Origin of the sequence: Mycobacterium sp. OAE908 (assembly GCF_017872775.1) — a bacterium.
Lineage (GTDB): Bacteria > Actinomycetota > Actinomycetes > Mycobacteriales > Mycobacteriaceae > Mycobacterium.
In genome coordinates, this window is record NZ_JAGGJL010000002.1 from 699,982 (window position 1) to 712,793 (window position 12,812).

The window sequence follows — 12,812 nt, forward strand, 5'->3', positions numbered from 1 at the left end:
AGGCGCTTCACGCTCGGACGAGGTAGCTCCTTCAGCGTCCTCGTCTTCGCCAACGTGCTGCTCATGGCATCAACCAGCGCACCGTCGCCGATCTACCCGCTGTACCGGGAGCGGTGGGGCTTTTCAGTCACCACCGTGACTCTGGTCTTCGCCGTATACGTGGCCGGGTTGATAGGTGCCCTGTTGACGGTCGGATCGCTGAGTGACCACCTCGGGCGGCGTCCGGTGTTGGTGGTGTCCATTCTGGTGGCCGCCGCAGGGACAGCGATCTTCTGCGCGGCTGGAGGCGTCATCTCGCTCCTGCTCGCCCGGGTGGTGCAGGGCATTGCAACGGGAATGGCGACGGGTGCCCTCGCCGCCGGCCTGGTCGAGTTATCCCCCGTGGGCCGCCCGCACGCAGGGCCGACGATGACCGCCGTCGGCACCAGTTTCGGACTGGCCTTGGGTGGAGGTTTGGCGGGCGCCCTGGTTCAGCTCAGTCCCCGTCCCGACGCTGCGATTTTTCCGGCACTCACGCTGGCGTTCCTGATCCTTGCCGCCCTCCTGTTCGCGATTCCCGAGACCGCCGTTCGGCGCCCGGGAGGACGTGCTGCCCTGCGTCCGCGGATCCGGGTTCCGCGCGAATCACGGCGGCAGTTCTTCGCTGCGGTTCCCGCCATCGTGGCGGGGTGGTCCATCACCGGATTCTTCCTCGCTCTCGCTCCATCCGTAGTGCGCGACGTCCTGCATGTGCGATTCAGCGCTGCCGGGGGTCTCAGCATCACGGTGCTGTACATCGCCAACAGCGCGGGTGGACTGTGGGCGGCGCGGCGCTCGGCGCGAGGTGCCACCGCCCTCGGAGCGGTCCTGCTGTCATTGGGCGCGGCTGGTTTGGCCGCCGCCCTGGCCTTCGGGTCCGCGTCGACTTTCATTGGTGCGTCGATCGTTTCCGGTCTAGGTGTCGGCCTGACGTTCAACGGAACATTTCGTGACATCAGTGAGGCCGCCACTGCGAAGTCACGATCGGAGGTGTTTTCCGCCGCCTTCGTGATCAGCTATGCGGCGCTGGGTCTTCCGGCTCTCGCCGCCGGACTGGCCGCCCCGTCGTGGGGACTCGAGTCCACAAGCTACCTGTACGCCGCGCTTGTCGGAGCGCTGTCTCTTGCCGCGGCGCTCCACGGCGGTCGTCGCCTCGTCTCCCGGCCGGAACCGCCGCCGTCACGTCGTTTGCAGCCGTCCATCGTTCGAGAAACCGCATGAAAGGACCCGACATGCAAGCCATCACCGCACGAGACCGGGACGCCGGTATCGGTGGCCTCGAGCTGGCCGACGTGCCCTACCCCCACGCCGCCGAGAACGACGTCATCGTGCGAGTCCACGCAGCCGGCTTCACGCCCGGCGAACTCGAGTGGCCCGCCACCTGGACCGACCGGGCCGGCCGAGACCGAACCCCGACCGTTCCGGGACACGAACTATCCGGGGTGGTTGTCGAGTTAGGTTATGGCACAACCGGTCTCACCATCGGTCAACGGGTGTTCGGCCTCACCGACTGGTGCCGCGACGGCTCCCTGGCCGAATACACCGCGGTGGAGGCGCGCAACCTCGTCCCGCTGGCCGCCGACATCGACCACACTGTGGCGGCGGCACTGCCGATCTCAGGGCTGACCGCCTGGCAAGGACTATTCGTTCACGCCGGGCTGACCGCCGGCCAGACCGTCTTGGTCCACGGCGCTGCCGGCGGCGTGGGGTCGATAGTCGTCCAGCTTGCACTCGAGGTGGGTGCTCACGTGATCGGCACCGGACGGTCCGAAGACCGCGACGTCGTGCTGGGCCTCGGTGCACAGGCGTTCGTCGATCTCGGCGCCGACCCACTGGAGGACGTCGGTCAAGTCGACGTCGTCTTCGATGTCATCGGCAGCGAAATCCTCGAGCGGTCAACGGCTCTGGTGCGCCCCGGGGGCACCCTCGTCACAATCGCCGCGCCACCGAAGGTGCACCCCGAGGAAGGGCGCGCCGTGTTCTTCGTCGTCGAACCGGACCGCACGCAGCTAGCCGGGCTCGCCGAGCGACTGCGCGACGGACGGCTGAAGCCGATCATCAGTTCGGTGCGCCCCCTGGCCGAGACCGTCGACGCGTTCAGCCGCCGTCGACGCGCTCCCGGAAAAACGGTCATCCAAGTAGCAGGAGAGCGCCGATGAGGACCCGTATTGCCAAGGGACTGTTGACCTTCGCACTCGCCGCCATGATCGTCTCCTGCGGCGCACCTGCGGCCGAACCACAGGCCGACACTGCGTCGGCGCATCCGGCCGAGACACTGGCGCCCCTTTTCACACAGGCGCTTCCGAACGCCCCGGGCAAAACGTTCACCTCCGCGATTGTGAGCTTCCCGCCAGGCGCTCGCGCTGTCCCTCACCGCCACGGCGACGCTTTCGTTTACGCCTACGTCCTCGAAGGCGCCGTAAGCAGCCAGCTCGAAGGCCAGTCCGCGCATGTGTATCACCAAGGCGAGAACTGGTACGAGCCGCCGGGCGCCCACCACGTGGCCACCGAGAACGCCAGCCAAACCGCAGAGGCGAAACTGTTGGTGGTGTTCGTCGCCACCACCGGAGAGCAGCTCAAGGTCGACGATCCGCACTCATAGGCGTCCGCCCTCAGCAATCCCTAGTTGGCGCGGCGCGTGGTGCCGAAGCGACGCTGATAGGCCGCGGGACTGATTCCCAACTTCCTCGCGAATACGCGTCGCATGCTTTCGTAGCTGGGAAATCCGGCCCGAGTCGCGGCATCCGTCGCGGTGTGTCTTTGGTCGAGCAGCGCCCTGGCCATGTCGAAGCGGATCTCTTCCACGTACCGGGCCGGCGTGGTGGACAGTTCTTCGCGAAAGAGCCTATTCAGGTGCCGGGTGCTTACGTTGAGGTGTCTGGCCAATTCAGTCAGCGAGTAATTGCCATGCGGGTTGGCCGTCACCAGATCGGTGACCTTGCGCAGCGCGGGGGAGCGAGGCGGCGGTCCTTGCAGTGGAGCGGAGAACTGCGACTGGCCACCGGAACGCTGCATGTAGACCACCAGTGCGCGGGCGACGTCGCGGGTCAAGTCCGGTCCGTAATCCTCTTCGACGAGTGCGAGGGCCAGATCGATTCCCGCGGTTACTCCCGCTGATGTGTACGTGCTGCCGTCACGAACGTAGATCGCGTCGGGTTCGACCCGGCATGTCGGGCATCGGCTGGCGAGCTCGCGGGTGACCTTCCAGTGTGTGGTCGCACGCTTGCCATCGAGGAGGCCGGCAGCGGCGAGGATGAACGCGCCGGTACAGATTGATGCGACGCGACGGGCTCCCGTCGCAGGCACCCGCGCCGCTTCCGCCAGTGCTTCTGGCACAGGAGTCCGCGGATAGCGGTCGGAACCGGCCACCAGGTACGTGTCCGGCGGGTGCTCGCAGGAAACGCCGCCATCGACGGTGACCCCGAACCCGAGATTGGACATGACGTCCTCGCCCGTCGGCGACAGCAACGCGATTCGGTAATCGGCACCAAACCGATTGGCCTCCTTGAACACCTCCGCCGGACCCGCGACGTCCAATAGGGTCACGCCGTCGTAGACGAGAATCGCGACGCAGCGTGACATGTCCGAACGATAATCCGGCCGGCCGGGGTCAGGCGTCAGACCGGCGGTTCAGTTAACCTCGTTTCCCATGTCGACACCGCCGCCAGACGGTCCGGCAACCAAGTTGACCGGCCGTCGTTCAGAACGCGACGTGCTCGACCAACTGGTGGCAGCGGTGCGGACGGGCGAGAGTCGCGCCCTGGTCGTGTACGGGGACGCCGGTGTGGGCAAGACCGCACTCATCGACCACCTGGCGGCGCGGGTGCCGGACTGCCGAATCGTGCGCACCGCCGGCATCGAATCGGAATTGGAGTTGCCGTTCGCCGGCCTGCATCAGGTGTGCGCGCCGATGCTGGACCGCCTCGTGGAGGTGCCGGAACCACAGCGGCAGGCGCTGCAGGTCGCATTCGGGATGGCGGCCGGGTCGGCGCCCGATCAGTTTCTGATCGGTCTGTCGGTACTCGGACTGCTCTCCGCCGGGGCTGACGACCGGCCGCTGCTCTGTTTGATCGATGATCATCAGTGGCTTGACCGAGCGTCGGCGCAGGTGCTGGCCTTCGTCGCGCGCCGGCTCGGGGCCGAGTCGGTAGGCATGATATTTGCCACCCGCACACCCGCCGACGAACTGGCCGGCCTGCCGAAGCTGCGAATCGATGGGCTATCCGACGCCGAAGCGCGGGAGCTTCTGGCCACCGTCATTCCAGGGCGGATCGACAATAGAGTTCGCGATCAGATCGTCGCAGAGACCCGCGGCAATCCGCTTGCCCTGCTCGAACTGCCCCGCGGTCTTTCTCCCGCGAACTTGGCCGGAGGCTTTGGATTACCCACTGCTGCAACGCTTTCCGGCGCAGTCGAGGAGAACTTTCGTCGCCGCATCACTGCCCTGCCCGCCGATACTCGGCAGCTACTCGCCCTCGCGGCCGCTGACCCTACCGGCGACCCAGGCCTGGTGTGGCGTGCGGCGCGGCGCCTGGGGTTGGCGGCAGAAGCGGCCGGCCCCGCGGTCGAGGCCGGCATCGCGGAGATCGGCACGCGCGTCCGGTTTCGCCATCCGCTGGCCCGTGCGGTGGCCTACTGGTCGGCCTCCCTTGACGGTCGGCGAGCAGCGCATGGCGCGTTGGCCGAAGAAACCGATGCCACAGTCGATCCCGATCGGCGGGTGTGGCATCGGGCCGAGGCGAGCCCGGGCCCCGACGAGGAGATCGCCGCGGAACTGGAGCGCTCCGCTGAACAAGCGCGAGCCAGGGGCGGACTGGCCGCTGCGGCCGCGTTCCTGGAACGCGCAGCGTTGCTCACGCTCGACTCCGCGGGGCGGGCGGCACGCGCGCTCGCCGCGGCCGGCACGAAATTTCAGGCCGGCGCGTTCGACGCGACGACAGAGTTGCTGGCCATGGCCGAGAGCGGCCCGCTGGATGAAGCGCAACAGGCCAGCCTCCAACTGCTCCGCGGCGCACTCGCCTTCGCAACAAATCGCGGCGGCGACGCTCCTGCGCTATTGCTCACCGCGGCAAAGAGATTCGAACAGATCGATGCCGGCCTGGCCCGGCAGACCTACCTGGACGCGATCAACGCAGCCGCATTCGCCGGACGACTCGCAGCCCCCGGCGGTCACGTCGTCGAGGTGGCACGAGCCGCCGTGCGGGCGCCGACGCCCACCCAGCCGTCGCGGTCCTCCGATCATTTGCTCGACGGCCTGGCAACGAACTTCGTCGCCGGATACGCGGCGGCCGTGCCCGCTCTCCGTGACGCGCTGGCGACCTTCGGCCAAGACATGTCGCCGGACGAGGAACTGCGGTGGATGTGGTTGATCAACCTCGCAGCCCTGCACCTGTGGGACGACGATCATTGGGATCCGCTGTCCAGTCGCTATCTTCACCTTGCCCGGGCTAGCGGCGCACTGAGTGAGCTTCCGCTGGCGCTGAGCACCCGCGCCATGTTGCTGTTGTTCGCGGGTGATCTTTCGGCAGCCGGCGCGCTGGTCGACGAGCAAGAGGCAGTGACGGAAGCGACCGGCGGCAATCTCGCGCCGTATGCCGCCATGCGCCTGGCAGCGCTGCGTGGGGACCAGAGCGAGGCATTTGCGTTGATAGACAAGACCGCGCGGGAGGTGCCCCTGCGGGGAGAAGGTATTGGGACTGCAGTCGCCGAGTGGACCCGAGCGGTTCTGCATAACGGACAGGGCGAGTATCCCGAGGCGATGGCGGCTGCCGAGCAGGCGCTGTACCACCAGGAGTATCCCGATGTTCGATATCCGGGCGTGGCGAATTGGGCGGCCGCCGAGCACGTCGAGGCCGCGGTTCGCAGCGGGATGACCGACGCCGCTTCGCAGACCCTGGAGTGGATCGTCGAGATGACCGGTGCCAGTGGCACGAACTGGGCACTCGGTGTGGAAGCGCGCTCCCGTGCGCTGATAACCGACGGCGACGGAGCCGAAAACCTATACCAGGAAGCCATCACTCGCTTCGGCGACAGCCGCGTGCGAACCGAACTGGCCCGCGCGCACCTGATCTACGGCGAATGGCTGCGCCGCGAGCGCCGACGCGTCGACGCTCGCGAGCATCTGCGAACGGCTCACCAAATGTTCGAGTCCATGGGCATGGCCGCATTCGCAGAACGCGCGAGTCGCGAACTGCTCGCCACCGGCGAGACGTCCCGTAAGCGCACTGTCACCCGCACTCCGGAATTGACAGCGCAGGAAATTCAGGTCGCTCGATTGGCGCGCGAGGGATTGTCGAATCCGGAAATCGCCACCCGCTTGTTCATCAGTTCCAAAACCGTTCAATATCACCTGCGCAAAGTCTTCACCAAGCTCGATATCTCGTCGCGCAGCCAGCTGGAGTATGTCTTGAACTAACCCAGTCCGCGCTAGCCAGTGGTGGATGCGAGCAATGGTCCGTATGCACCATCGTCGACACTGTGACGAGCGTCGATGGCCCGGCGGAACGACGGCCGCGCACGCCCACGCCCTCAATGCCGATTCGGGGACGTGCACCCGAAATTGACGTCATCAAGTCGCTCATCTCGTCGTTGCACCAGGGTTGTGGCGGCGTACTCGTCGTGGAGGGGTCGCCGGGAATCGGCAAAACCCGCCTGATGGCTGAGGCGAAAGTCATCGCCGAAGCAGCCGGCATGCGGGTGCTGGTCGGCCAGGCCTTCGAGTACCAGCAGACTGTCCCGTTCTTCGCTTTGTTCACGGCGACCGTGTATGCGGACCCGCCTGTCGGCGATCCGGATGCGCTACGCCGACTGGGCAATTCGCCCGATCTGCACTACTGGGTGGTGCATGATCTGCGCACCGCAATCCGCGCCGCTGCGGGCAATACACCAATGGTGATCCTGCTCGAGGACATTCACTGGGCGGATACCGGCACGCTGATGGCGCTGCGAGCGCTGACGGCGATCCCTCACGAGTCACCGTTGCTCTGGATACTCAGCTCGCGAACGGGCGCCGGCGGCCCCGCGGTCGCCGACACCCTCGGCGAACTGGAGCGCCGAGGCGCGCGGTTCGTCCGGTTGTCGCCGATCGGGCGTGAGGGAGTGATCGACATTGTCGAAGACGCGGTCCGGGCTCGTGCCGATGTCTCGCTGCTGAGGCTGGCCGGTAAGGCACACGGCAACCCGTTCTTGATCACCGAGTTGCTCGGCGGCTTGCTCGAGGAAACCCGCCTGCACGTCGCTCGAGGCTGCGCCGTTGCTCATGGCGACAATCTGCCGCGGCGGTTGAGCACCAACATGAGTCAGCGATTGGACGCCTTGTCAGACGAGACGAAGGAAGTCATCCAGATCGCGGCGGTGCTGCCAGAACGGTTCACCGCGGCGCTGTTAGCGCAGATGCTTGACCGGCGACCCGCGGCGCTGATGTCAGCGATAGAAGAAGCCGTGCGTGCCGATCTGCTCGTGGAGGACGAGGATCAGCTGAGGTTCCGGCACGACCTGCTGCGTGATGCGACACGTCAGTCGTTGCCCACCTCGCTGCTGCGCGCGATCGAGCGACAATCCGTGACCGTCATGCTGCAGATGGGCGCTGCGCCAGCGGAAGTGGCCACCCAGCTGGCGCGCAGCGCCGACGTCGGCGACCAGGCGGCCATCGCGACGTTACGCGAGGCAGCGCGATGCGTGGCGGCCAGCGACAAGAGTGCCGCGGCGGAGTTGAGCCGACGTGCGCTCGAACTGCTGGCTGGCGACGACCCGCAGCGGGGCTCGCTGGTCGCGGAAACCGTGTGGCTGTTGAATCATTCAGCGAGATGTCAGGAGGCCGAGGAACTGGCGGCGGCAATGCTGGCGCAGCTATCGCCTGAAGATCAGGCGAAGGCGCGCCTACGCATCCCCGCCCCCGGCGACTCGCTGGAAACCCGTGTGTCAGAGAACCAGCGTGCTCTGCAGTTGAAGAGCATCAGCGACGTGACGAGATCACGTCATCAAGCCTGGCTGCTGTGCAACCACGCCGTGAGTGGCTTGCCTGCCGATGAGGCGATCATCGCCCCGGCGGTCGCGGCCGCTGCGGCCACTGACGACACGGAGACACGGGTCATCACCGAAATATCCCTGGCCATCCTCGACTACGTCCACGGCCAGCCACTACGTGCATTGCAAAGGTTCGAAGACCTCGACCCTCCCGCACGCAACGACGATCCCAGCTTCGCACTCGTTCTGGCAGGTGTGCACCGATGCAATGTGCTCTGCTTCATCGGCCGCGCGGATGATGCTGCTGCCCTGGCGCTGCCCGGCTTCGAAGTGGCCCAGCAAGATTGCAGCGATGTCGCCACTGCCCTATGGGCACTGAAGGTCGCAGCCATCCACTTCGCTGCCGGCCACTTGGCCACTGCACGACGAACGCTCGAGAGGGTTGCCGCGCCCTTATGGGGTGCCACGAGCGAGATGAGCATGAACCGGTGGCTGATCCTGGCCGAGGTGGCCGCGCACACCGGTGACCGCGAGTCACTGCAGGAAGCAGTCGTCGCGGTGCGTGCAGCCAATCCCCATGGTGCGACCCTGGTCAGTCGGGGCGCAGCATACGTGCTCGCCTTGGCGGCGTGGCATTGCGGTGATGTACACGAAGCGGCGCATTGGCTCAGCCGTGACGGTGGTGAAGTATTGAATCCGTTGTGGCCGAATGCTTTCGATAGGTTGATCAGCACCGCCCGGGTGGCCGTGAGCACTGGTGACGCGTGGCTGAGGGCTCGCGTGCTGAGCAGTCTTGAACTACTCGCGCCAAGTAGCGAGGACATCCCCATTTTCCAGGCCGTCACCGGCTACGCCAGAGGCATCTTGGAATGCGATGGCGCTGCGTTGGCCTGTGCAGCTGCAGCGCTACGGGCGTATCGCCCGTTGCTGTCCGCATCAGCAACAGAAGACGCCGGTGTCGCCTTGGCCAGCGTCGGCAGGAACGCAGCAGCGGTCGACCAGTTCAACACGTCATTCGACGCGTTCGTCGAATGTGAGGCAGCGGCCGACGCGCACAGAGTCGCTCGCCGCCTGCGATCGATGGGCGTGGTGCGGCGAGTTCAAGCCCGGCGTGACAAGACCGGCTGGGACAGCCTGACCGACGCCGAGATGCGGGTTGTCAACCTGATCGCCAATGGCGCGACCAACTCTGACGTCGCAAAGCAGCTGCACCTCTCGCCGCACACGGTGAAATCCCATGTCCGTAACGCCTTCACCAAACTCGGCATCAACTCGCGCGGCCAGCTTAGAAATCACCCGACGGGTGATGTTGCTGCTCGATGACCGGCGGCACAGTGAGGAGTACACGCCTGACCGAACGGAGATTGACCCATGGCCACCGAAACATTCGCCTCTGTCGCAGGAATAACCGTTCCTGACACGCCGTTGACCCGCGACGTCACCGACTTCATCAGAAGTGCGGAGGACGACCTGTTGTTCGACCACTCACGCCGGGTGTTCTTCTTCGGCGCCCTGCAGGGTGAACGGCGCAACCTCAAGCCCGACCTCGAATTGCTCTACGTGGGCGCGATGTTTCACGACCTTGGGCTGACAGAACCGTATCGCACATCCTCGAGTCTTCGGTTCGAGGTAGACGGCGCCAACGCAGCCCGTGACTTCCTGCTCCAACACGGAGTCGACGAAGCCGAGGCGCGCCGAGTGTGGCTGAGCATTGCACTGCACACAACACCAGGGGTACCGGAGTTCCTGGAGCCGGAAATCGCTCTGGTCACCGCAGGCGTCGAGACCGACGTGCTCGGTTTGGGCCGAGACGATCTGTCGTCGGAATCACTGATCGCCGTCACGTCCGCGCACCCGCGGCCGGACTTCAAAAAGCGTATTTTGCAAGCGTTTACCGACGGGATGAAGCATCGTCCGCGCAGCACCTTCGGCACGATGAACGCCGACGTGCTGGCCCACTTCGATCCGTCGTTCGTCCGAGACGATTTCGTGACGATCATCCTCAACAACAACTGGCCGGAATAGTCGGGTGCTGCCGTGACGAAAACCTCCACCCCGACGCTGCGGCACGACCTGGCGACGGTGCTCGGCGAGCTGTTCAACCTCCATGTCCAGGCCGTGGAAGCGCACGCACACTTCAGCGGAACCAGATTCATCGGCATGCAGAATCGCCTGGAAGCAGTCGTGCGCACCGCCCGAGAGGCCAGTGATGCGGTCGCGGAGTTGGTGCGCGAGTCCGACCACGACGGCCTCCGACGCTTCATCATCAACGAAACCCCCGCCGCTGTACCAACGTTGAGGCCGGGGGAACGATGTGCAACGGCCGCAGTGAACATGATAACCCAGCGAATATCCCTCGCCCTCAGCACTATTCGGCGCGTTTATGAGCAGATAGGCGGCACCGACCAGTTGATCGCCGACCTCCTCGGCGAGATCGGGCAGATGGTCGAATGGCAGGGCCTGCTGCTGACGGCAGAGTCGCGACGCATGAATTCGAGAGCCTGATAATGAATCAACACAAGGGCATTGCCACGACAACGGATGCTGGCGCACCGGTCGCCAGTGACGGCCACTCGCTGACCATCGGGCCTGACGGCCCCATCCTGCTTCATGACAACTATCTGATAGAGCAAATGGCGAACTTCAACCGGGAGCGGACACCCGAGCGGCAGCCACATGCCAAGGGCTCCGGTGCCTTCGGCTATTTCGAAGTGAGCGCGGACGTCCGGACCTATACCCGGGCTGCCGTCTTTCAGCCCGGCGTCAAGACGAATACCCTGGCCCGCTTCTCCACCGTGGCTGGGGAGCGCGGCAGCCCAGACACCTGGCGCGACCCGCGTGGGTTCGCGCTGCGGTTCTACACCGCGGAGGGCAACCTCGACATCGTCGGCAACAACACCCCGGTGTTCTTCATTCGGGACGGGATGAAGTTTCAGCACTTCATTCGATCGCAGAAGCGCCGCGCCGATACCGGTATGCGCGAGAACGACATGCAATGGGACTTCTGGACGATGTCGCCGGAGAGTGCTCATCAAGTGGCTTGGTTGTTCGGCGACCGAGGCATTCCGCGGACGTGGCGGCACATGCACGGTTACGGCAGCCACACGTACAGCTGGATCAACGCCGATGATCAGATCTCTTGGGTCAAGTACCACTTCATTTCCGATCAGGGCGTCGAATACCTAGAGCAGGCGGAAGCCGACCGGCTAGCCGGCGTCGACGGCGACTACCACCAGCGCGACTTGTACGAGGCGATCAAGCGAGGCGACCATCCGAGCTGGACGCTGAAGGTTCAGATCATGCCGTTCGAAGACGCCAAGAGCTATCGCATCAACCCGTTCGATCTGACGAAAGTCTGGCCGCACAGCGACTATCCGCTTCTGGAGGTCGGCAAGCTCGTCTTGAGTCGTAACTTCACCGACCATCACACCGAGATCGAGCAGGCCGCCTTTGCCCCGGCGAACCAAGTGCCAGGGACCGGATTGAGCCCCGACAAGATGCTGCTGGCCCGCACGTTCGCCTACGGGGACGCGCACCGAGCGCGTATCGGAGTCAACTACAAGCAGATTCCTGTCAACGCACCGAGAAACGAAGTTCACAGTTACTCCAAGGACGGTCGGATGCGCGTCGAGAACGCGTCCGACCCGGTGTACGCACCGAACTCGAAGGGCGGACCGCAGGCCGACCCACAACGTACCGCCGAGGCCCTCTGGTACGCCGACGGGGAAATGGTGCGTACCGCATACACGTTGCGGCCGAACGACGACGACTGGACACAAGCGGGGATTTTGGTCCGAGAAGTGATGGACGCGCCTGCGCGTCATCGGTTGGTCCACAATGTCGCAGAGCATCTCTGCAACGCCGTGTCCGAGGAGGTGCTGCAGCGTGCATTCGAGTATTGGAAGAACATCGACAAAGAGGTCGGCGACGGGATCGAATTAGCCGTTCGCGGTCGCGGCGTGCAGGAGTAGGGCATGCCGGCGCAAATGCAGGACACCGAACGCTTCTGTCGCCACGTCATACCGCTCGGCGACCAGATATTGGCTGCGGCAACGACTCTCACACGCACCCGACAAGACGCGGAAGATCTCGCACAGGAAGTGATGTTGCGTGCTTACGCCGGATTTCACACCTTTCGTGACGGCACCAATGCCAGGGCATGGCTGTATCGGATCTTGCACAACACCTGGGTCAGCCAATATCGCAAGACTAGGTGTCGCCCGGATGAGTTCGCGGTGGGAGACATTGCCGATCTGCACTCGGCTGCCACGTTGCGGACGTATGCCGCTCGGTCGGCTGAGGAGTCGGCCTTGGAATCGATGACGGACGGTGACCTGCGGGCGGCGTTGGCCGCGCTGCAGGAAAGCGTGCGCACGACCGTGTTCTACGCCGATGTGCTGCAGTTCAGCTGCAAGGAGATCGCCGCGATTTCAGATTGCCCGGTCGGCACGGTGTCGTCGCGACTCGCAAGAGGACGTAAACAGCTGCGCAACAGTCTGATCTCGCAGCCAATCAGTCGCGTGTCAGCTGCATGACAACCATCTGGCGGCGGTCTCGCAGCGGATGCCCAACTGTCACAGTGGCCGCCTCGCTCGCTGTCTTCGCGGTTGTCATCGCCGCCCCGGCATCCGCTGATGATGCCCAACCTCACGGCGGAAGCAACCAGTCAGGCGCCGCTGCAGCCCCTGACGACGGAGTAGCCGCCGGGCCGAGCCGTGATCCGCCTGCGTCGGGATCCGACAAGCAATCCCTCGTGCCTTGGCAGTGGGTCGAATTGGAACCGGGCCATGACAAATGCAAGCGACGCAAGGCGTGGCCGCTGCCGTCGT

10 protein-coding genes are annotated in these 12,812 nt (G+C 65.1%); 9 read left to right on the forward strand and 1 reads right to left on the reverse strand.

The window, feature by feature from the left end; all coding sequences use genetic code 11:
• The first annotated feature begins 63 nt into the window (after positions 1-63).
• The 3 genes from J3E61_RS28525 to J3E61_RS28535 are packed head-to-tail and all read left to right on the forward strand — an operon-like array spanning position 64 to position 2,620.
• Positions 64-1,239, forward strand: a complete 1,176-nt coding sequence (locus J3E61_RS28525) for an MFS transporter (protein WP_210086155.1) — start codon at positions 64-66, stop codon at positions 1,237-1,239.
• An 11-nt stretch (positions 1,240-1,250) separates the two neighbouring features.
• Complete coding sequence (locus J3E61_RS28530) at positions 1,251-2,177, forward strand: NADP-dependent oxidoreductase (RefSeq protein ID WP_210086156.1); 927 nt, start codon at positions 1,251-1,253, stop codon at positions 2,175-2,177.
• 44 nt (positions 2,178-2,221) lie between these two features.
• Positions 2,222-2,620 carry a cupin domain-containing protein gene (locus tag J3E61_RS28535; RefSeq protein ID WP_210086733.1) on the forward strand — a complete coding sequence of 133 codons (399 nt, stop codon included), beginning with the start codon at positions 2,222-2,224 and terminating at the stop codon, positions 2,618-2,620.
• Between the two features lie 20 nt (positions 2,621-2,640).
• On the opposite strand, the gene J3E61_RS28540 is transcribed toward J3E61_RS28535, so the two are convergent.
• Positions 2,641-3,600, reverse strand: coding sequence for a DJ-1/PfpI family protein (locus J3E61_RS28540; protein WP_192723210.1), 960 nt, complete (start codon positions 3,598-3,600; stop codon positions 2,641-2,643).
• A 67-nt stretch (positions 3,601-3,667) separates the two neighbouring features.
• On the opposite strand from J3E61_RS28540, the gene J3E61_RS28545 reads away from it, so the two are divergent.
• The 6 genes from J3E61_RS28545 (at position 3,668) to J3E61_RS28570 (ending at position 12,518) form a co-directional block, all read left to right on the forward strand.
• Positions 3,668-6,433 carry an AAA family ATPase gene (locus tag J3E61_RS28545; RefSeq protein ID WP_210086157.1) on the forward strand — a complete coding sequence of 922 codons (2,766 nt, stop codon included), beginning with the start codon at positions 3,668-3,670 and terminating at the stop codon, positions 6,431-6,433.
• Between the two features lie 116 nt (positions 6,434-6,549).
• Complete coding sequence (locus tag J3E61_RS28550) at positions 6,550-9,306, forward strand: AAA family ATPase (RefSeq protein WP_210086734.1); 2,757 nt, start codon at positions 6,550-6,552, stop codon at positions 9,304-9,306.
• Positions 9,307-9,354: 48 nt separating this feature from the next.
• A complete protein-coding gene (locus tag J3E61_RS28555) occupies positions 9,355-10,008 on the forward strand; it encodes an HD domain-containing protein (protein WP_210086158.1) in 654 nt (217 codons plus the stop codon).
• A 12-nt stretch (positions 10,009-10,020) separates the two neighbouring features.
• Positions 10,021-10,488 carry a hypothetical protein gene (locus J3E61_RS28560; protein WP_210086159.1) on the forward strand — a complete coding sequence of 156 codons (468 nt, stop codon included), beginning with the start codon at positions 10,021-10,023 and terminating at the stop codon, positions 10,486-10,488.
• Between the two features lie 2 nt (positions 10,489-10,490).
• Positions 10,491-11,954, forward strand: a complete 1,464-nt coding sequence (locus J3E61_RS28565) for a catalase (protein ID WP_210086160.1) — start codon at positions 10,491-10,493, stop codon at positions 11,952-11,954.
• Positions 11,955-11,957: 3 nt separating this feature from the next.
• Complete coding sequence (locus J3E61_RS28570; RefSeq protein WP_210086161.1) at positions 11,958-12,518, forward strand: sigma-70 family RNA polymerase sigma factor; 561 nt, start codon at positions 11,958-11,960, stop codon at positions 12,516-12,518.
• Positions 12,519-12,812 lie beyond the last annotated feature (294 nt).